The organism is Massilia orientalis (assembly GCF_030411975.2).
In the GTDB taxonomy this organism is placed as follows: Bacteria; Pseudomonadota; Gammaproteobacteria; order Burkholderiales; family Burkholderiaceae_D; genus Telluria; species Telluria orientalis.
The window spans coordinates 153,771-172,054 of sequence record NZ_JASNRB020000009.1 but is presented as its reverse complement, the minus strand read 5'-3'; the positions used below and the strand labels follow the sequence as shown (position 1 = coordinate 172,054).

Annotated in this window: 20 protein-coding genes and 1 tRNA gene; 2 read left to right on the top strand and 19 right to left on the bottom strand. The window is 65.5% G+C overall.

Annotation, left to right across the window (positions count from 1 at the left end; translation table 11 throughout):
- Positions 1 to 14: 14 nt before the first annotated feature.
- From nuoF to QPK29_RS16330, 13 genes are all read right to left on the bottom strand, one after another.
- On the bottom strand, positions 15 to 1,310 hold the full coding sequence (nuoF, locus tag QPK29_RS16390) for an NADH-quinone oxidoreductase subunit NuoF (protein WP_056137046.1): 1,296 nt from the start codon (positions 1,308 to 1,310) through the stop codon (positions 15 to 17).
- The gene (nuoE, locus tag QPK29_RS16385) at positions 1,307 to 1,783 is read right to left on the bottom strand and encodes an NADH-quinone oxidoreductase subunit NuoE (protein WP_036230634.1); all 477 of its coding nucleotides are present in this window, start codon (positions 1,781 to 1,783) and stop codon (positions 1,307 to 1,309) included. Before nuoE ends, nuoF begins: the two co-directional genes overlap by 4 nt.
- Before the next feature lie 17 nt (positions 1,784 to 1,800).
- Entirely contained in the window at positions 1,801 to 3,054 is a 1,254-nt protein-coding gene (locus QPK29_RS16380; protein WP_056137044.1) for an NADH-quinone oxidoreductase subunit D, read from the bottom strand.
- On the bottom strand, positions 3,054 to 3,647 hold the full coding sequence (locus tag QPK29_RS16375) for an NADH-quinone oxidoreductase subunit C (protein WP_056137042.1): 594 nt from the start codon (positions 3,645 to 3,647) through the stop codon (positions 3,054 to 3,056). Before QPK29_RS16375 ends, QPK29_RS16380 begins: the two co-directional genes overlap by 1 nt.
- An 18-nt stretch (positions 3,648 to 3,665) precedes the next feature.
- The gene (locus QPK29_RS16370; RefSeq protein WP_036230641.1) at positions 3,666 to 4,142 is read right to left on the bottom strand and encodes a NuoB/complex I 20 kDa subunit family protein; all 477 of its coding nucleotides are present in this window, start codon (positions 4,140 to 4,142) and stop codon (positions 3,666 to 3,668) included.
- Positions 4,143 to 4,145: 3 nt separating this feature from the next.
- The gene (locus QPK29_RS16365; RefSeq protein ID WP_056137041.1) at positions 4,146 to 4,505 is read right to left on the bottom strand and encodes an NADH-quinone oxidoreductase subunit A; all 360 of its coding nucleotides are present in this window, start codon (positions 4,503 to 4,505) and stop codon (positions 4,146 to 4,148) included.
- Between the two features lie 297 nt (positions 4,506 to 4,802).
- A tRNA-Leu gene (locus QPK29_RS16360) sits at positions 4,803 to 4,887 on the bottom strand.
- 210 nt (positions 4,888 to 5,097) lie between these two features.
- On the bottom strand, positions 5,098 to 5,538 hold the full coding sequence (gene secG, locus QPK29_RS16355; RefSeq protein WP_371768087.1) for a preprotein translocase subunit SecG: 441 nt from the start codon (positions 5,536 to 5,538) through the stop codon (positions 5,098 to 5,100).
- Between the two features lie 190 nt (positions 5,539 to 5,728).
- Complete coding sequence (gene tpiA / locus QPK29_RS16350) at positions 5,729 to 6,475, bottom strand: triose-phosphate isomerase (RefSeq protein WP_371768086.1); 747 nt, start codon at positions 6,473 to 6,475, stop codon at positions 5,729 to 5,731.
- Positions 6,476 to 6,574: 99 nt separating this feature from the next.
- Positions 6,575 to 7,561 (bottom strand): NAD(P)H-quinone oxidoreductase, encoded by a 987-nt coding sequence (locus QPK29_RS16345; protein WP_371768085.1) that lies wholly within the window; start codon positions 7,559 to 7,561, stop codon positions 6,575 to 6,577.
- 312 nt (positions 7,562 to 7,873) lie between these two features.
- The gene (locus tag QPK29_RS16340; protein ID WP_036230653.1) at positions 7,874 to 8,200 is read right to left on the bottom strand and encodes a KGG domain-containing protein; all 327 of its coding nucleotides are present in this window, start codon (positions 8,198 to 8,200) and stop codon (positions 7,874 to 7,876) included.
- 169 nt (positions 8,201 to 8,369) lie between these two features.
- Positions 8,370 to 8,984 carry a tetratricopeptide repeat protein gene (locus tag QPK29_RS16335; protein WP_056137032.1) on the bottom strand — a complete coding sequence of 205 codons (615 nt, stop codon included), beginning with the start codon at positions 8,982 to 8,984 and terminating at the stop codon, positions 8,370 to 8,372.
- Positions 8,985 to 9,046: 62 nt separating this feature from the next.
- Positions 9,047 to 9,820 (bottom strand): GIN domain-containing protein, encoded by a 774-nt coding sequence (locus QPK29_RS16330; protein WP_371768084.1) that lies wholly within the window; start codon positions 9,818 to 9,820, stop codon positions 9,047 to 9,049.
- A gap of 302 nt (positions 9,821 to 10,122) precedes the next feature.
- Here QPK29_RS16330 and QPK29_RS16325 point away from each other — a divergent pair, with 302 nt between their 5' ends.
- Positions 10,123 to 11,475 (top strand): M16 family metallopeptidase, encoded by a 1,353-nt coding sequence (locus QPK29_RS16325; protein WP_371768083.1) that lies wholly within the window; start codon positions 10,123 to 10,125, stop codon positions 11,473 to 11,475.
- Positions 11,476 to 11,486: 11 nt separating this feature from the next.
- Entirely contained in the window at positions 11,487 to 12,905 is a 1,419-nt protein-coding gene (locus tag QPK29_RS16320) for a M16 family metallopeptidase (RefSeq protein ID WP_056137026.1), read from the top strand.
- 33 nt (positions 12,906 to 12,938) lie between these two features.
- Here the strand turns inward: QPK29_RS16320 and QPK29_RS16315 are convergent, their stop codons facing one another.
- From QPK29_RS16315 to QPK29_RS16290, 6 genes are all read right to left on the bottom strand, one after another.
- Positions 12,939 to 13,127 carry a hypothetical protein gene (locus tag QPK29_RS16315; protein ID WP_056137417.1) on the bottom strand — a complete coding sequence of 63 codons (189 nt, stop codon included), beginning with the start codon at positions 13,125 to 13,127 and terminating at the stop codon, positions 12,939 to 12,941.
- Positions 13,128 to 13,206: 79 nt separating this feature from the next.
- Positions 13,207 to 15,099: a hybrid sensor histidine kinase/response regulator gene (locus tag QPK29_RS16310; RefSeq protein WP_371768082.1), complete on the bottom strand. Its 1,893-nt coding sequence runs from the start codon at positions 15,097 to 15,099 to the stop codon at positions 13,207 to 13,209.
- Positions 15,100 to 15,109: 10 nt separating this feature from the next.
- Positions 15,110 to 16,447 carry a sensor histidine kinase gene (locus QPK29_RS16305; protein ID WP_371768081.1) on the bottom strand — a complete coding sequence of 446 codons (1,338 nt, stop codon included), beginning with the start codon at positions 16,445 to 16,447 and terminating at the stop codon, positions 15,110 to 15,112.
- Positions 16,444 to 17,472 (bottom strand): SpoIIE family protein phosphatase, encoded by a 1,029-nt coding sequence (locus tag QPK29_RS16300; protein WP_056137020.1) that lies wholly within the window; start codon positions 17,470 to 17,472, stop codon positions 16,444 to 16,446. The genes QPK29_RS16305 and QPK29_RS16300 overlap by 4 nt, the downstream gene beginning before the upstream one ends.
- Positions 17,460 to 17,927: an anti-sigma regulatory factor gene (locus tag QPK29_RS16295; protein WP_082577662.1), complete on the bottom strand. Its 468-nt coding sequence runs from the start codon at positions 17,925 to 17,927 to the stop codon at positions 17,460 to 17,462. Before QPK29_RS16295 ends, QPK29_RS16300 begins: the two co-directional genes overlap by 13 nt.
- The gene (locus tag QPK29_RS16290; protein WP_056137019.1) at positions 17,927 to 18,283 is read right to left on the bottom strand and encodes an STAS domain-containing protein; all 357 of its coding nucleotides are present in this window, start codon (positions 18,281 to 18,283) and stop codon (positions 17,927 to 17,929) included. Before QPK29_RS16290 ends, QPK29_RS16295 begins: the two co-directional genes overlap by 1 nt.
- Position 18,284: the final 1 nt, after the last annotated feature.

Below are 18,284 nucleotides of genomic sequence, written 5' to 3'. Positions count from 1 at the left end.
TTACCTGACCTGGTTTAGAGGTAAGTCGGCACCAGGCAGTGCTTGTGCTCGACGTGATATTCAAATTCTTCGCGGAAGTTCTTGATCATGGCGCGGACCGGCATCGCGGCGGCATCGCCCAGCGCGCAGATGGTGCGGCCCTGGATGTTGTCGGCGATCGAGTTCAGCATATCCATGTCTTCCGGACGACCCTGGCCATGTTCGATGCGGTGGACCATGCGGTACATCCAGCCCGTACCTTCACGGCACGGCGTGCACTGGCCGCACGATTCCTCGTAGTAGAAGTAGGACAGGCGCAGCAGCGACTTGACCATGCAGCGGGTCTCGTCCATGACGATCACGGCGCCCGAACCCAGCATCGAACCGGCCTTGGCGATCGAGTCGTAGTCCAGGTCGGTCTGCATCATGACGTCGCCGCGCACCACCGGTGCCGACGAACCGCCCGGGATGACGGCCTTGATCTTCTTGCCACCACGCATGCCGCCAGCCAGCTCCATCAGCTTGGCGAACGGGGTGCCCAGCGGGACCTCGTAGTTGCCCGGACGCTCGACGTCGCCGGAGATCGAGAAGATCTTCGTGCCGCCGTTGTTCGGCTTGCCCAGCGCCATGTAATCGGCGGCGCCCATGTTCAGGATGAACGGGACGGCTGCGAACGTTTCCGTGTTGTTGATCGTGGTCGGCTTGCCGTACAGGCCGAACGAGGCCGGGAACGGCGGCTTGAAGCGCGGCTGGCCCTTCTTGCCTTCCAGCGATTCCAGCAGCGCGGTTTCTTCGCCGCAGATGTAGGCGCCATAACCATGGTGCGCGTGCAGCTGGAACGAGAACTCCGAACCCATGATCTTGTCGCCCAGGAAGCCGGCGGCGCGCGCCTCCTCCAGCGCCTCTTCGAAGCGCAGGTATTCCTGGAAGATCTCGCCGTGGATGTAGTTGTAGCCCACGGTGATACCCATCGCGTACGCACCGATGGCCATGCCTTCGATCAGCGCGTGCGGGTTGTAGCGGATGATGTCGCGGTCCTTGAACGTGCCCGGTTCGCCTTCGTCGGTGTTGCAGACGAGATATTTCTGGCCCGGGAACTGGCGCGGCATGAAGCTCCACTTCAGGCCGGTCGGGAAGCCCGCGCCGCCGCGGCCGCGCAGGCCGGACGTCTTGAGGTCGGCGATGATCGCCTCGGGGGTGATCTTCTCTTCCAGGATGCGGCGCAACGCGGAATAGCCGCCGCGCTTGACATAGTCTTCCAGGTGCCAGTTGTCGCCGTTCAGATCCTTCAGGATCAGCGGATTGATGTGGCGGTCGTGCAGGCTGGTCATTTGTTCAGTTCCTCCAGCAGGGCGTCGATCTTCTCGTCCGACATGAACGAGCACATGCGGTGGTTATTCACCAGCATGACCGGCGCGTCGCCGCAGGCGCCCATGCACTCGCCTTCCAGCAGGGTGAACTGGCCGTCTTCGGTCGTGTCGCGGAAATTGATGCCCAGGGCATCCTTGATGCGCTGGGCGGCACGCTCGCCGCCCGACAGGGCGCACGGCAGGTTGGTGCACACGGTGATCTTGTGCTTGCCGACCGGCTTGATGTTGTACATGTTGTAGAAGGTGGCGACTTCCTGCACGGCGATGGCGGGCATGCCGATGTAGTCGGCCACTTCCTGCATCGTTTCCGGCGACAGCCAGCCCTTTTCGACCTGCGCGTGGGCCAGCGCGGCCATCACGGCCGACTGGCGCTGGTCGGCCGGATACTTGGCCAACTCGCGGTCGATTTTTTTCAAGCACTGCTCAGATAACATAATCTTTTCTACCCTTCTTATCGGTCGATCGAGCCGAACACGATGTCCTGCGTACCGATGATGGTGACGGCGTCGGCGATCATGTGACCGCGCGCCATTTCATCGAGCGATTGCAGGTGGACATAGTCCGGGGTGCGGATCTTCAGGCGGTACGGCTTGTTGGCGCCGTCCGAGACGATATAAATGCCGAACTCGCCCTTCGGATGTTCGACCGCTGCGTAGGCTTCGCCCGGCGGGACGTGGAAGCCTTCGGTGAACAGCTTGAAGTGGTGGATCAGCGATTCCATGTTGGTCTTCATGTCCACGCGCGACGGCGGGGCGACCTTGTGGTTGTTCGTCATCACCGGGCCCGGGTTCGCCTTCAGCCAGGCGACGCACTGCTTGATGATGCGGTTGGCCTGGCGCATTTCCTCGATGCGGACCAGATAGCGGTCGTACGAGTCGCCATTGGTGCCGACCGGGACGTCGAATTCGACCTTGTCGTAGGCGGCGTACGGCTGGAGCTTGCGCAGGTCCCAGGCGATGCCCGAACCGCGCAGCATCGGGCCCGAGAAGCCCATGCCCATCGCGTCTTCCGGCGTCACCACGCCGATGCCGACGGTACGCTGTTTCCAGATACGGTTGTCGGTCAGCAGGGTCTCGTATTCGTCGACATAGCCGTCGAAGCGCTTCGTGAACGACTCGATGAAGTCCAGCACGGAACCGTGGCGCGTCTCGTTCAGCTCGTCGATGGCCTTCTTGCTGCGCAGCGGCGATTCGCGGTGCTTCGGCATCACGTCCGGCAGGTCGCGGTACACGCCGCCCGGGCGGTAGTAGGCCGCGTGCATGCGCGCGCCCGACACGGCTTCATAGACGTCGAACAGGTCTTCGCGGTCGCGGAACGCGTACAGGAACGGGCCCATCGCACCGATGTCCAGCGCGTGCGCGCCCAGCCACATCAGGTGGTTCAGGATACGGGTGATCTCGTCGAACATCGTGCGGATGTACTGCGCACGGATCGGGACGTCGATGCCCAGCAGCTTCTCGATGGCCAGCACGTAGCCGTGCTCGTTGCACATCATCGAGACGTAGTCGAGGCGGTCCATGTACGGCACCGACTGCAGGTAGGTGCGGGTCTCGGCCAGCTTCTCGGTGCCGCGGTGCAGCAGGCCGATGTGCGGGTCGGCGCGCTGGATGACCTCGCCGTCCAGTTCCAGCACGAGACGCAGCACGCCGTGCGCTGCCGGGTGCTGCGGACCAAAGTTCAGGGTGTAATTCTTAAGCTCAGCCATTATTTCATCCCGTAGGTTTCTTCGCGGATCACACGCGGAATGTTTTCGCGCGGCTCGATCGTCACGGGTTGGTAGATCACGCGTTTCTGCTCGGGGTCGTAACGCATCTCGACATAGCCCGAGATCGGGAAGTCCTTGCGGAACGGGTGGCCGATGAAGCCGTAGTCGGTGAGGATGCGGCGCAGGTCGCCGTGGCCCTCGAACAGGATGCCGAACAGGTCGAACGCTTCACGCTCGAACCAGTTGGCGTTGCGCCAGACGCTCGTGACGGAGTCGACCAGCGGCATGTCGTCGTCCGGGCAGAACACGCGGACGCGCACACGCCAGTTGTGCTCGATCGACAGCAGGTGCGACACGACCGCGAAACGCAAACCGTCCCACGTGCCTTCGCCGTAGGACTGGTAGTCGACGCCGCACAGGTCGACGAGTTCCTGGAAACGCAGCGCGGGATCGTCGCGCAGCTTTTGCATGGAGGCCAGGTAGTCACTGGCCTTCACCACTACCGTTACTTCGCCCAGCGCCACGGTAATGGCAGCGCCCTCGCCCAGAGCATTCTTCAGGGCGAGTTCGAGGGCTTCGATTTTTGTCGTCATGGTTGAAACCGGCTTGGATTATCGCGCGATGGTATTGGTGCGCTGGATCTTATTCTGGAGCTGGATGATGCCGTACAACAGGGCCTCGGCGGTCGGCGGGCAGCCCGGGACGTAGACGTCGACCGGCACGATGCGGTCGCAGCCGCGCACGACGGAGTACGAGTAGTGGTAGTAGCCGCCGCCATTGGCGCACGAACCCATCGAGATGACCCAGCGCGGCTCGGCCATCTGGTCGTACACCTTGCGCAGCGCAGGTGCCATCTTGTTGCACAGGGTACCGGCCACGATCATCACGTCGGACTGGCGCGGCGACGGGCGGAACACAACGCCGAAACGGTCGAGGTCATAGCGCGCGGCGCCCGCGTGCATCATCTCGACCGCACAGCATGCCAGGCCGAACGTCATGGGCCACATCGACCCGGTACGCGCCCAGTTGATCAGTTTGTCGGCTGTGGTAGTGACAAAACCTTCGTTTAAAACGCCTTCAATAGCCATGGCTTATTCCCAATCAAGGGCACCTTTCTTCCAGATGTACCAGAACCCGACGATGAATTCGACGATGAACACCATCATCGTGAGGAATCCAGGCAGGCCCAGGTCGCGCATCGAAACGCCCCAAGGGAAGAAGAATGCCGTTTCCAGATCAAACAAAATAAACAGGATCGCGACCAGGTAGTACCGGACGTCGAACTTCATGCGCGCGTCTTCGAAGGCTTCGAAGCCGCATTCATACGGAGAGAGCTTGGCGGGGTCGGGACGATGCGGACCGACGACACGGCCCAACACCTGCGATGCGACGCCGACGACGGTGCCGATCACGATGAAGAGTAAGACGGGGAAGTAGTTCTCGAGGTTCACGATGAAGCCTTAGTTGAACGATCGGTTGAAAAAACACTGCAGGGGCTGCAGTACCGCATCGCGCAATCCTGGCTATTGGCCTACACCAGGATCGTACGACTGGAGACTCTCAATCACCTGTTCCGCGTTGCCGATCCCGACCTTCGAGGCTCGCCGCACGTTCGTACGACCGGGCTTCTCGGGCCAGAAGGGCCGCCGCAGGGGACGGTTCTTCAAAGCCTCCGACAGATCCTCGTAAAAAAGCCAGCTAGTGCTAACGAGCGGAAGCTCATGCGCCCTAGCTGGCTTCTTGTATCTTGGTGCCGACGGCGAGACTCGAACTCGCACAGCTTGCGCCACTACCCCCTCAAGATAGCGTGTCTACCAATTTCACCACGTCGGCTGGAGACCAGTATTCTACTCTGACTTAGCAGCATTTTTCAATGCTCAAATTGCGCTAAACCAAGAAAAAATACTCTTTTTCTCAACTTTTTTAAAACCCGTGTTTACGGCGAACCGAGTCGAGAGTCCGGTCGCCGGCGCTGGCGGGCCGAAGCCCGCAGAATGTTACACCACCCTGCTCGCGCTTGCAGGAAGTGGCCGCGCCGCAAAATTACTTGGCAGGCGCGGGTGCCGGAGCAGCCGGTGCGGCTGCCGGCGCAGGCGCCGGCACGTCTTGCGTGGCCGACGGTGCAGGTGCGGCAGGTGCCGGAGCCGGTGCGGTCGTCGGGACGGCATCGCCTGCGCCGGCAGGAACCTTGGCGGCCGGGACCGCCACACGTTCCATCACGCCGCCGCCGACACTCGCGTGCGGACGGTTGGTGCCGAAGTACGCCAGGCCCAGCGTCGACGCGAAGAAGATCGCGGCGGCGACGGCCGTCGATTTCGACAGGAAGTTCGACGAACCGCTGGCGCCGAACAGGCTGCCGGACGCGCCGGAACCGAAGGCGGCGCCCATGTCCGCACCCTTGCCGTGCTGGACGAGCACGAGACCGATGATGGCCAGCGCGGAGATGACCTGTACGACGACGATCAGATTGAACAACACGTTCATTGTTTATTCCATTCCAAGGTTGACTACGTTTGCAAAAACTTTGCACCACGTCGTCCCTGCGAAGGCTGGGACCCAATTTTCCAAGCATCGTGGCAGCGCCCGAAACTTGGGTTCCCGCCAAGGCGACCGGCCAGGGCGGGAACGACGTTTTTGCTTCATCGCCCGGATGGAATTTCCAACCCGGCACTATTCAGGCGGCGTGTATGATGGCAAGAAAATCTTCCGCCTTCAAGGCCGCGCCGCCGATCAGCCCGCCATCGATATCCGGCTGGGACAGCAGTTCCTTCGCATTCTCCGGCTTCATGCTGCCGCCGTACAGGATCGGCACGACTTCCGCCGCTTCCGCGTTGCGCGCCTTCAGTTGCGCGCGCAATTGCGCATGCACTTCCTGCGCCATCGCCGGCGTCGCGTTCCTGCCGGAGCCGATGGCCCACACGGGCTCATAGGCCACGACGATTCTTCCCACCGATGCCGCGTCGAGCGCTTCCAGCACCGCGTCGAGCTGGGCGCCGACCACCTGCGCCGTCTCGCCCGCCTCGCGCTGCTCCAGCGTTTCGCCGACGCACACGATCGGGATCATCCCTTCGGCCAGTACCGCCTGCGCCTTCTTCGCCACCAGCGCGCTGTCTTCGCGGTGGTAGGCGCGGCGCTCGGAATGGCCGACGATCACGTAGCGGCAACCGAACTCGGTCAGCATCTTCGCGCACACTTCGCCGGTGTACGCGCCGAACGCGTGCATCGACACGTCCTGCGCACCCCAGGCGACCGGCGTACCGGTCAGCACGTCTTCGCACTGCTGCAGGAATGGTGTCGGCACGCAGACAGCGCACACTGCACGCGCATTGTCGAGGCCGGCGACGATCCCCTTCAGCAAAGCTTCATTGGCCGCGCGGCTGCCATTCATCTTCCAGTTGCCTACGATGAGCTTGGCACGCATTACAACCTCACGGTCAAATAACCCGTTATTGTAACGGGCGTTGAAAAGCCGGTCAAACCGGGCCGGGCATGGTTGTTCAGTCGATTATTCATTGTCTTATTAGTGTTCGGCGACACGCAGCATGATCTTGCCGACGTGCGCGCTGCTTTCCATCAGCGTGTGCGCGGCGGCGGCTTCCTCGAGCGCGAACGTCTTGTAGATGACGGGCTTGATCTGGCCGGCCGCCAGCAGCGGCCACACGCGCTCGCGCAGTTCGCGCGCGATCCGCGCCTTGAACGCGACCGGGCGCGGACGCAAGGTGGAACCCGTGATCGTCAGGCGGCGACGCAGCACCTGGCCCAGGTCGACGTTCGCCTTCGCCCCGCCCAGCAGGGCGATGATGACGATGCGGCCGTCGTCCGCCAGGCATGACACCTCGCGCGCCACGTAGTCGCCGCCCACCATGTCGAGCACGACGTCGACGCCCTTCCCGCCCGTCAGTTCCTTGACGATGGGCGCGAAGTCCTCGGTCTTGTAGTTGATCGCCCGCTCGGCGCCCAGGTCCTCGCACGCGCGGCATTTGTCGGCGCTGCCCGCCGTCGCGAACACGCGGTGGCCCAGCGCCTTCGCCAGCTGGATCGCCGTGGTACCGATACCGGAGCTGCCGCCCTGGACGAGCAGGGTCTCCCCTTCGCCCAGCGCGCCGCGCTGGAACACGTTGCTCCACACGGTGAAGAACGTCTCCGGCAGCGCGGCCGCCTCGAGTGCGCTCAAGCCTTGCGGCACCGGCAGGCATTGCGCCAGCGGCGCCGCGCAGTACTCGGCATAGCCGCCGCCCTGCACGAGGGCGCAGACGAGGTCGCCTTTCTCGAACCCGCTGCCGGACAGGTCGCCGTCGACGATCTCGCCGGCCACTTCGAGGCCGGGCAGGTCGGACGCGCCGGGCGGCACGGGATACTGGCCCAGCCGCTGGAACACGTCGGGCCGGTTGACGCCGGCCGCGTGGACGCGGATGAGGATTTCACCCGGCTTCAGCTCGGGCATGGGGCGCTCGCAAGGCTGAAGCACCTCGGGCCCACCGGGTTGGACGATTTCTATTGCACGCATGGCATACCCTAGTTAAATGATGAGCAATGGTACCCCATCGGACCCGATCACCCAAGCATGCCGCGCCAGAAAATGGCTGCTATCGCTAACAATGAGCAAGAAACTGCTCATTTAATGGAAGAATGTAGTAAATTTACTTCTCGGCTCACAGATCGTGTAGTAGCCGGACGGACGCATGAAACGACACCGCCAGCCTCGAAAGGCTGGCGGTGTCGTGAACATTGTGTGTGCGATATAGAACGGCCAGGCAGCATGCGAACTCGCCGGCGGCGCCGGCGCGCGCGGCCTGCCTGCGGCGTTCAGCGCATCACATTACTTCTTGTCGTTCTTGTGGCTCTGCGAGCCGGCCTTGGCGTGCTGCTCGGGCGTGCCGCCGCGGGTGCTGTTACCGCTTTGCTGGCTGCCGCCACCCTGGCTCTGCTGGCTGCCGCCGTCGTTCTTGTGGCTCATCGAGCCGGCACGGCGTGCCTCTTCCGACGTGAACTCGTGGGCGTTGCCCGAGGCGTGCGCAGCTTTGCCGCCTTCCGAGGCGATTTCGCGCTGCTTCTGCGGGTCCATCGATGCGAAACCGCGGTTGCTGGTATCGCCGCTCTGGTTGTTGCCCTTGTTGCCGCCCTGATTATTGCCTTGGTTTGCCATGATTGCCTCCAATGGATGCGTTGTCGTACAGCTCGTGAAAACTGCTTGAGGGGTTCTCATCGTAGTCCCGCAAAGGCAAGCGGGACACCAAGGTTTGGCCATGCGCGCGTAGGACGACGCCCTATACCAGCGTCGGCATCGTCCTTACATTTGAAGGTAACAAAACTGTTCAGGAACCGCCGCTGCCCGTATGCGATTGCGTCGGCAGCGGCGTGCCCGGTTTCCAGTTGCGCGACATCGATTGCGCTTCGTCGATCTGTTCCTGGCTCATCTGCTTGACGAGCGAAGCGCGCTGCTCGATGGCATTGCGGTGGCCGTTGGCGGCCGCCAGGTTGCACAGCATGTACGCGATGACGAGGTCTTGCGGCATGCCCGCCACGTGGTAGCGGTACATCAGGGCGAGCGCGTGCTGGGCGTCCGGATGGCCCTGCTCGGCGGCCTTGCGGAACCACTGCACGGCCAGTTTCTGGTCCTGGGGCACGGCATTGCCCGTGTAGTACATGGCGCCGATCACGTATTGCGCGTCGGCCTTGCCCTGCACGGCCGCCTTGTAGTGCCAGGCGAACGCCTGCTTGTAGTCGCGCGGCACGCCGCGGCCCATGTAGTACATCAGGCCCAGCAAATGCTCCGCGTCCGCGTTGCCGGCCTTGGCAAGCGGTGTGATTTCCTTCAGGGCCAGCGCATAGTTGCGGGCATTGTAGGCATTGGCGCCCTCCGCGAGGCCCGCCATCGCACTACCGTGCAGGCCCAGCGCGAACAGGATCGCAACGGTCAGTTTTCTCATCGTCTCGTTCGGATTCGTGAGGCCTCGCCTCTTTGTTCTTTTGTTTCGAGATAAATCTTCTTTTACTTCCAGCTCACTTTCCCCAGCCCGTCGACCGCGACCTTGCGGTTCTGGGGCTTGCCGTACACCGTGACGGAACCCATGCCGGACAAATTCAGGTTCGCGTTCTGGCGCGCCGTCACGCGCGCGTTGCCGAGGCCGGACAGGTCGATGTCGACGGAGTCCGCGTTACACTGCTGCGCGTCCAGGTTGCCCAGGCCGCCCAGGTCGGCCTTCAGCCATTTCGCGCGTCCCGCCAGCGAGATGTATCCGGCACCCTGCAGGTTCAGTTCGACGCCCTCCCCGTTCAGGCCCTGCATCTCCATGCTGCCGATGCCGCCCAGGCTTGCCCGCACGAGGCGGTAGCTGCCCGCGATCTTCATCGAGCCGGCGCCGTCCAGGGTCAGTTCCAGCTCGTCGCCGGAAAAGCCGGAAATGTCCGTCGAGCCCAGGCTTTCCGAGGTCACCGACCGCAGCGCCGGCAGCACGAGTTCCGCATGAAGCGAGCCGGTGCGCACGTGGCCGCGGATGTCCGTATCGATGTTCAGCGTATCGCCGTTCTGCGACGTCATCGTGCGTTCCAGGTAGCGCGATTCGCCCTTGAGCGTCAGGGCCGGCGTGGCGCCCTGGCGGATCTTCAGGTCGACGGCGCCGTCGACCTTGACCCGCACGACGCGGGCATCGACGGGGCGCGTTTCGGTCGCGAGGTCCGGGGCGGCATGCGCGAGCCCGAGGACGAACAACTGCGCGACACACAGGGCGGCACCGACGGGGGCGAGCGAGAAAATCTTGTTCATCCGATTCTCCGAATTCCTGTTTTTGTTTTGTATGGGTTGGTGTGATGGCAAACAGGATAAACGGACGGCCCCGCCCGGCCCAGCGGATTGCGACGAACTGCAAAAATGACCACCTGAACGACATGGGGGCGGGCTGGCATGCATAGGCGAGCCGGTCATTATCGCGCGCCGGGCTGCCTTCAAATGTCACCGTTTGTCACCATTTGTCGCCGATGTATGTATCAACATTTCATGCCGGCCCTGCATTTGTTGCGTTAAGATAAATTCGATGCCCTGACCCATAACTTCATAAAAGGTGATCAATGCGCCTGCGCTACCTGCCCGCCCTGCTGGCCGGGTTGTCACTCTCGCTAACCTCGCTCGCGGCGACCAGCGACCAGTGGACCCTGCCGGTCAACGTCAAGAAGCTCGACAACGGCCTGACGGTCGTCGTCTCCGAAGACCATGGTTCGCCGACCGTCGGCGTATCCGTCGTGTACCACGTCGGCATGCGCCTCGAGCCGCGCAACCGCACGGGCTTCGCCCACCTGTTCGAGCACCTGATGTTCCAGGGCACGCCGAACGCGCCGAAGGGCGTGTTCGACCGCGCCATCACGGGCGGCGGCGGCAACAACAACGGCTCCACGCGTCCCGACTTCACGAACTACATCGAGACGGCGCCCGTGTCGTCGCTCGAGCCGATCCTGTGGCTCGAGGCCGACCGCATGAAGACGCTCGCCTTCAACCCGGCCACGCTGAAGAACCAGCAGGACGTGGTCAAGGAAGAGATCCGCGTGAACGTCAAGAACAAGCCGTACGGCGGCTTCTTCTGGCTCGACATCAGCCAGCTCGCGTTCCAGAAATGGGAGAACAACCACGACGGCTACGGCAGCTTCGAGGACCTCGAAGGCGCGAGCCTCGACGACGTGCGAGCCTTCCACCGCGATTACTACGGTCCGAACAACGCCGTGCTGGCGATCGCCGGCGACGTCACGCCCGCGCAGGCCTTCGCGCTCGCGCAGAAGTACTTCGGCGGCATCGCGGCCCGCCCCGTGCCGCAAGGCTCCGACTTCACGGAGGGCCTGAACACCCAGGAAAAACGCATCGAGCAAAGCGACGCGCTGGCGCAGGTGCCGGCCGTCGCCGTCGGCTGGAAAGTGCCGCCGCAGGGCAGCGCGGACCAGGCGCCGATGGCCGTGCTGTCAGAACTGCTGGCGGGCGGCGACGCGTCGCTGTTCTACCTGAATCTCGTCAAGGGCCGCGAGATCGCGCTGAACGTCCAGGGCGGCTTCGGCCTCACCGGCCCGTTCGAATACGGCGGTCCCACGCTGTTCACCGTGTTCGGCCTGTACAAGCCGAACAGCAGCGCGGACGCGATGCTGGCCGCGATGGACGAGCAGATCGCGAAGGTCGTCAAGGACGGCGTCGACGCCGCCACCTTGAAGCGCGTGAAGACCCGCATGCTCGCGGACTGGAACAACGACCTGGAAAACATCCTGTCGCGCGCCGACACGCTCGCCAAGCTGCAGACGCTGTGGGGCGACGCCAACGTCGTCAACAAGGTGCCGGGCTGGATCGAGGGCGTGACGTCCGCCGACCTCCAGCGCGTGGCCGCCACCTACCTGACGAAGGCGAACCGCACCGTCATCGACCGTAAACCGGCAGCAAAGAAATGAGGAGCGCATCGATGAACAAACTGATGCTGACGATGATCGTGGGCGCTTTGTTCGCCCACCCGGCGCAAGCCGCGGACGTGCCGAAGGACGCGATGCCGGCCGCGATGCCGGCCTATGCGAAAGACAAACCCCTGCCCGTCCCGCACATCGGCAAGAAGACCCTGGCCAACGGCCTGCAGGTGTGGATCGTGCCACGCACGGGCATCCCGCGCGTGGACATGGTGCTGGCCGTGCGCGACGCGGGCCTCGTCGCGGACGATGCGAAACACCCGGGCTTCGCCAACCTGCTGGCCGGCCTGCTCAACGAAGGCACGGCGAAACGCGATTCGCGCGCGATCGCGGAAGCGGCGCAGGGCATGGGCGGCTCCGTGGCCGCCGGCGCCGGCGCGGACGGCATCGCGGTCCAGGCCAGCGCGCTCGCGTCGCAGGCCGGGCCGATGATGCAGTTGCTGGCCGAAGTCGTGCGCACGCCGGCCTTCCCGGCCAACGAAGTGGCGCTGGCCAAGGCGAACGCACTGCAAAGCCTGCGCGTGTCCGAGACGACGCCGCGCTTCCGCGCCGAGCGCGCGATCAGCCGTGCGATCTACGGCGATCACCCGTACGGCCACATGACGCCGACGGCGGAATCGATCGAGTCGACGACGGAAGTCCTGCTGCGCACCGAGCACGCGAAACGCTTCCGTCCGGAGCGCGCGCTGCTCGTGATCACGGGGCGCATCAAGGAAGCGGATGCCCTGAAACTCGCGCAGAAGGCGTTCGGCGACTGGAAGGCGAGCGGTCCGGCCACGGCCGACGTGCCGAAGGCCCCGGCCACGGCAAAACCCGTGCGCCTGCTGCTGGAACGGGGCGGCAGCGTGCAGTCGACGCTGCGCCTGGGCAGCCCCGGCATCGCCGCGACGGCGTCCGACCAGATCCCGCTGCGCCTGGCCAGCACGATCCTGGGCGGCGGCTTTTCGAGCCGGGTGAACATCAACCTGCGCGAGGAGAAGGGTTACACCTACGGCGCCTCGGCCGGCGCGCGCCTGCTGCGCGAAGGCGGCGGCATCGTCGGCGGCGCGGACGTGCGCAACGAAGTCACGGGCGCCGCGCTGACCGAGTACTTCAACGAGTACAAGCGCATCGGCGCGGACCTCGTCCCGGCGGACGAGATGAAGATGCACAAGCGCTACGTGGCGGGCGGCTACCTGCTGAGCAACCAGATGCAGCGTGCCGTCGCGAACACGCTGTCCAGCAACTGGCTCGTGGGCCTGCCGGCCGAGTTCCTGGGCCAGTACGTGCCGCTGATCGAAAAGGTCACGCCGGAACAGGTGCGCGACGTGGCGAAGAAGTACTTCGCGCCGGAGAACCAGTCCATCGTCGTGGTGGGCGATTCGAAGGCCGTCGGCGAGCAGCTGAAGGCGTTCGGCGACTTTACGGTGACCGACAAGTAACCGCACCAGCCCCCGGGCGCAAGTCCGGGGGTTTTACTTCTTCGCCGACTGCTTCGACCCGCCGCCCGACGACTGCTTCGTCTCGCCGTGCTCCGCGCGCTGCTTGTTCACGATGCGCGACGCGACCTCTTCCTCGCGGCCGGGATAGCGGTGTTCCTTCTTGAATTCCGTCTCGAGCTTCTTGTACTCGCGCTCGCGTTTCGGGCTGGCTCCCTTGGGCATGATGGCCTCCATCGGTGGCAATGATGGCGCCAGATTAGGCCGATGCAGCGCGAATGTACGTGCGCTGACGCACGTTCCATCAACCCTGCAATGCCTTTTCCAGATCCTCCAGCTCGGCCGGCTTGACGAGGTGCGCATCGAACCCGGCGTCCTGCGCCTTGCGCCGGTCTTCCGGCGAACCGTAGCCGGTATGCGCGACGAGGCGGGTCGAGGCCAGCTGCGGATGCCGCTTGAGCATGCGCGCCAGTTCGTAGCCGTCCACGCCCGGCAGGCCGATGTCGAGCACGATCACGTCCGGCCGCAACGCCAGCGCCATCTGCACGAGGTTGCCGGCATCCGCGGTCGTGTGCGCCTCGTAGCCCATCTCGGCCAGCAGGAAAGCCATCATCTCCATCGCATCGACGTTGTCGTCGACGAGCAGGATCTTGCGGCCGCCCGACGCCGGCGCCGGTGCGCCGGACGGCGCCTCGGCCGCCTGCGCGCCCTGCTCCGCCGTGCGCAGCACCGGCAGCTCGACGGTGAACGTGGAGCCGAGGCCGATGCCGGGGCTCGTGGCGGACAACCGGCCGCCGTGCATCTCGAGCAGGCGCGAGACGAGCGACAGGCCGATGCCGAGGCCTTCCGGTGCGCGGTCCGGCGGGACGGCGGCCTGCGCGAACATGCCGAAAATGCGCGACAGGTTGTCCTCGGCGATGCCGATGCCGTTGTCCTGCACGGCGATGCGCACGACGGCGTCCTGCAGCGTCACCTCGACCCTGATCCTGCCGCCCTTCGGCGTGAACTTGGCCGCATTGTGCAGCAGGTTGCCCATCGATTGCGCGAGGCGCACCGGGTCGCCCCTCAGCCAGATCTGGCGGGCCGGCTGGACGACGTCCAGCTTGTGCTCGCGCGCCGCGATCAGCGGGCCGGCCGTTTCGACCGCCTGGGCGATCACGCCTTTCAGCTCGACCTCTTCCTGGCGCAGGACGATCTTGCCCTCCGAGATGCGCGCCACGTCGAGCAGGTCGTCGACGAGGTGGGCGAGATGGTCGACCTGGCGCGTGATGACGTCGCGCGCGCGCGCCTGGTGCTCGCTGGCGCCATTGCCGGACACACCCAGCAGCGCCGCCGCATTGCGGATCGGCGACAGCGGATTGCGCAGCTCGTGCGCGAGCGTCGCGAGGAATTCGTTCTTGTTGGCGTCGGCCGCGCGCAGCAGGGCTTCCATCTCCTTGCGGCGCGTGATGTCGCTCGTCACGCGCGCCACGCGGTACACCTCGTCGCGCCGGTCGCGCACGGGGAACAGGCGGTCGCGCACCCAGCGCGGCGAGCCGTCCGGCATCATCACGCGGAATTCGGCTTCGTAGTGCGGCGCGGTCTGCAGCGCATCCCACAGCGACGCGACGTAGGCGCGGTCGTCCGGATGCACGGCCGAGAGCCAGCTGCCCGGCTCGCGTTCCAGCGTGTCGATGGGGCGGCCCCAGATCGTCGCATAGGCCGGGCTGACGTATTCGAGCGCGCGCGCCGGCACGGAGAACATCCAGAACACGTCCTCGATGTTGTCGGTGAGCTGGCGGAAGCGTTCCTCGCTGTCGCGCAGCGCGCTCTGGGTCTGGCGCATGCGCAGCAGCGCGTTGACGTTGGCGACCAGTTCGTCGGCCTCGATCGGCGCCGCGAGATAGTTGTCGGCGCCGCCTTCCAGGCCGCGGATCTTGTCGGCGCGGCCCGTCAGCGCGGCCGACGTCTGCAGCACGAGGACCATCGCGCTGTCCGGGTCGGCCTTGATGCGGCGGCACACCTCGATGCCGTTGATGTCCGGGAGCTTCACGTCGAGCAGCACGAGCGCCACGCCGCCGCGCTTGACGACATTCAGCGCATCGGTCCCGTTGCTGGCCTCGACGACGTCGAAGCCGGCGCTCTGCAGGATGCGCGTCTTGGCGTAGCGGGCGCCGTCGTTGTCGTCGACGTTGAGGATCAAAGTCGGGGTAGTCATGTTGCGTTCCTCAGATTCCAGCGTTGCGCTGCACAGTTTGGGCCGGGAAGAAGCGCGGCAGCACGAGGCTGAAGGTGGAGCCGACGCCGGGCTGGCTGACCACGTCCACGCGGCCGCCGAGTAGATCCGCCAGCTTGCGGCACAGGGGAAGGCCGAGGCCGGTGCCCTTGCTGCGCCGCTGCAGCGGGTGTTCGATCTGGCTGAACTCTTCGAAGATCAACTGCAGGTTGTCCGGGCTGATGCCGATCCCGGTATCGGCCACCGCGAACGTGATCGTGTCGGCCTCGGGGTCGTGGAAGGCCGACACGCGCACCGCGCCCTGCTCGGTGAATTTCAGGGCGTTCGAAATGAAGTTGCGCAGGATCTGCGCGATCTTGCCCTCGTCCGAATCGAATGCGTCGACATAGTCGCACGGTTCGAAGATCAGGTCGACCCGCGCGTCGTCGACGAGCGGACGGAGCATGCCCTTGAGCGCGCGGAACAGGTTGTCCACGACGATGGGCGCCACCACCACCTCGACGCGGCCCGCCTCGATCTTGGCCAGGTCGAGCAGGTCGTTGACGAGTTCCGACAGGTCGGCCGCGGCGGCCTCGATGAAGCGCACCTGGCGCTCCTGTTCCGGCGTCAGGTCGCCGTCCATGCGGTCCAGCAGCAGCTTGGCCAGCGCGCGGATCGACGACAGCGGCGTGCGCAGCTCGTGGCTCGTGTTCGACAGGAAGCGCGACTTCATCTCGTCGGCGCGGCGCAAATGGTCGGCCTTGTCCTCGATCTCGGCGTACAGCGCGACGATGCCGCGGTTCGTGTCTTCCAGTTCGCGCGTCAGTGACAGCAGGTCTTCCTGGCGCTCGCGCAGTTCCGCCAGCGTGGCGACCAGTTCGCGGTTCTGCAGCTCCAGTTCGTTGTACGTGTTCGCGACGGGGCTGTCCTTGGCCAGCTGGCCCGCGACCTCGGCCAGGCGCGCATGGTCGATCCACAGCTGCTGCGGCAGCGCCTTGCGCATCGTGATCACGCCGGCGCCCTGCTCGTCCTCGGCGACCTCGCACTCGTCCATCAGGCGGTGCGCGGTGACGACGGCATCGTCCGGCAAGCCGCCGTGCGCGCCCTTGCCGCCGCTGATCGTCACCTCGAGCGACTGGCGCCGGCCCGCCTCGCGGATCAGGAACGCGGCGCGGCCGCCGAAGCCGGCCTGGCAGGCGCCGCGCGCCACTTCCGAGACGGCGGTGGCGATGCGTACCTGGTCCTGCTGCGAAAACCCGAGCAGGTGCGAGACCTGGCGCGCGCGCTGGCGCACGAGCACGACGTCCTGTTCGTCGTCGAGGCCCACGGCGAGGATGCGCTGGACGTTCATGACGTTCTCCGGCGCGCGACCAGCACCATCGCATCGTCGCGGCGGCGAATGAAGTCGCGCATCAGCACGGCCGCCACGAGCGCGGGCGCGTGCACATGCAGGCCCGGGTACGCGCCGATGTCCCACTGGGTCTGGATGCCGTCCGAGGCCAGCACGCACAGCGCGCCGGGCGGGAACGGCGCGGTGAATTCCTGTACCTTGCGCATGTTGTGGCCCACGATGCCGTTGTGCGAGACGAGCGCGCGGCGCGCCGTGCCGTCGAACACGACGGCGGCCACGTTGCCGATGCCGGCGAAACGGATGTCGCCGCCGCTGTAGTCGATCCTTGCCACGGACATCGCGGCACCGCGCGTGATGCGCAGCAGTTCGTGCGCCGTCTGCAGCACCTCGGCAGGCCGGGCGGCCGGACGCTTTTGCAGCGCCTGGATGGCGCCGGCGGCGGCCTTGGCCGCTTCCGGCCCGTGACCGAGTCCGTCCACGCCGACCAGGGTGGCGCCATCGAGATCGCAGGTGACGCCCCAGCCGTCGCCGCTCTCTTCCTCGCCAGCGAGCGGCGTGCACAGCGCGCCCACTTCGATGCCGCAGGGCTCGGGTGGCGCGGCGCCCTGCCAGACACGCATGAAGAAGGCGCTGCCGCCGCCGTGCCGGGTCCACGCGTCGAATTCATCGGCCTGGCGGCGCAGCGCACCGAGGCCCGTGCCCGCCGTGCCGGCCGTCGAGACGCCGTCGCGCAGCGCGAAATCGAGGTCGGCGATGCCGGGCCCGTTGTCGATGGCGACGACATCCACGCCCGGCATCGCGACGCCGGACTGCGTGCGCATGATCGTGACGGTGCCCTCGCCCGCGTGCTTGAGGATGTTGGTGGCCGCTTCCGTGATGATGATCGCGAGGCGGCCGGCCTTGACGTCGTCGAAGCCGAGCGCGTCCGCCAGCTTCTGCCCGGCGCGGCGTGCGGCCGAGACGTCGCTGGCGTGGGTGATGGCGAAGTTGAGCTGCGGGGACAGCGAACTGATCAGCGTTTCCATTTGACGACCGACACCGCAGTGCCCTCCCCCGCGCGGGAATCGATGTCGAATTCGTCGACGAGGCGTTTCGAACCGCCGAGGCCAAGCCCGAGACCGCCGCCCGTCGTGTAGCCGTCGCGCAGCGCCATCTCGAGGTCGGGGATGCCGGGACCGTTATCGACGAAGATCAGGCCGACGCCTTTGCGGAAGCCGTCCGTCAGCGCATCGAGGTAGACCATGCCGCCGCCGCCGTACTTGAGCGTATTGCGCGCCAGCTCGCTGGCCGCCGTCACGAGCTTGGTCTGGTCGACGAGCGACAGCGCGATCGCGACGGCCCGTTCGCGCACGTGCTTGCGCAGCGCGACGACGTCCTCGTCCGAGCGTAGCGGCAGCGCCGTGCGTTCGGTGCGGTCCTGGCGGTGCCGCTCGAGCAGTTCGGACTCGAAGACCACCGCGTTGTTGAGAGCAGCGCTCATCAAAAATCAGTCTTTCCCAACAGGGCCATGCCCTTCTCGACGTTGAGTGCCGTCTTCACGCCGTGCAGCGTGAGACCCAGTTCGACCAGCGTGATCGCGACGGCCGGCTGCATGCCGACCACCACGGTCTGCGCATCGAGCACGCGCGCCATCGCGGCCGTGTTGCTGATCATGCGGCCGATGAACGAGTCCACCAGGTCGAGCGCCGAGATGTCGATCAGGACGCCCTTGGCGCGGTCGCGCACGATGCGTTCGGTGAGGTCGTCCTGCAGCGTCATCGCCAGGCGGTCGTGCATGTCGACCTGGATCGTCACCAGCAGGAGGTCGCCCATGCGGAGGATCGGGATGCGTTCCATG

What these genes read in the sequence shown, in the direction of transcription:
- QPK29_RS16315 (WP_056137417.1), bottom strand. Translation starts at nt 13,127, where the DNA reads ATGCCCAAGGGAGCCAGCCCGAAACGCGAGCGCGAGTACAAGAAGCTC.
- QPK29_RS16380 (WP_056137044.1), bottom strand. Translation starts at nt 3,054, where the DNA reads ATGGCTGAGCTTAAGAATTACACCCTGAACTTTGGTCCGCAGCACCCG.
- nuoE (WP_036230634.1), bottom strand. Translation starts at nt 1,783, where the DNA reads ATGTTATCTGAGCAGTGCTTGAAAAAAATCGACCGCGAGTTGGCCAAG.
- tpiA (WP_371768086.1), bottom strand. Translation starts at nt 6,475, where the DNA reads ATGCGTGCCAAGCTCATCGTAGGCAACTGGAAGATGAATGGCAGCCGC.
- QPK29_RS16340 (WP_036230653.1), bottom strand. Translation starts at nt 8,200, where the DNA reads ATGGCAAACCAAGGCAATAATCAGGGCGGCAACAAGGGCAACAACCAG.
- QPK29_RS16325 (WP_371768083.1), top strand. Translation starts at nt 10,123, where the DNA reads ATGCGCCTGCGCTACCTGCCCGCCCTGCTGGCCGGGTTGTCACTCTCG.
- QPK29_RS16375 (WP_056137042.1), bottom strand. Translation starts at nt 3,647, where the DNA reads ATGACGACAAAAATCGAAGCCCTCGAACTCGCCCTGAAGAATGCTCTG.
- QPK29_RS16290 (WP_056137019.1), bottom strand. Translation starts at nt 18,283, where the DNA reads ATGGAACGCATCCCGATCCTCCGCATGGGCGACCTCCTGCTGGTGACG.
- QPK29_RS16335 (WP_056137032.1), bottom strand. Translation starts at nt 8,984, where the DNA reads ATGAGAAAACTGACCGTTGCGATCCTGTTCGCGCTGGGCCTGCACGGT.
- QPK29_RS16370 (WP_036230641.1), bottom strand. Translation starts at nt 4,142, where the DNA reads ATGGCTATTGAAGGCGTTTTAAACGAAGGTTTTGTCACTACCACAGCC.
- QPK29_RS16320 (WP_056137026.1), top strand. Translation starts at nt 11,487, where the DNA reads ATGAACAAACTGATGCTGACGATGATCGTGGGCGCTTTGTTCGCCCAC.
- QPK29_RS16295 (WP_082577662.1), bottom strand. Translation starts at nt 17,927, where the DNA reads ATGAGCGCTGCTCTCAACAACGCGGTGGTCTTCGAGTCCGAACTGCTC.
- QPK29_RS16300 (WP_056137020.1), bottom strand. Translation starts at nt 17,472, where the DNA reads ATGGAAACGCTGATCAGTTCGCTGTCCCCGCAGCTCAACTTCGCCATC.
- QPK29_RS16310 (WP_371768082.1), bottom strand. Translation starts at nt 15,099, where the DNA reads ATGACTACCCCGACTTTGATCCTCAACGTCGACGACAACGACGGCGCC.
- QPK29_RS16345 (WP_371768085.1), bottom strand. Translation starts at nt 7,561, where the DNA reads ATGCGTGCAATAGAAATCGTCCAACCCGGTGGGCCCGAGGTGCTTCAG.
- nuoF (WP_056137046.1), bottom strand. Translation starts at nt 1,310, where the DNA reads ATGACCAGCCTGCACGACCGCCACATCAATCCGCTGATCCTGAAGGAT.
- QPK29_RS16305 (WP_371768081.1), bottom strand. Translation starts at nt 16,447, where the DNA reads ATGAACGTCCAGCGCATCCTCGCCGTGGGCCTCGACGACGAACAGGAC.
- QPK29_RS16330 (WP_371768084.1), bottom strand. Translation starts at nt 9,820, where the DNA reads ATGAACAAGATTTTCTCGCTCGCCCCCGTCGGTGCCGCCCTGTGTGTC.
- secG (WP_371768087.1), bottom strand. Translation starts at nt 5,538, where the DNA reads ATGAACGTGTTGTTCAATCTGATCGTCGTCGTACAGGTCATCTCCGCG.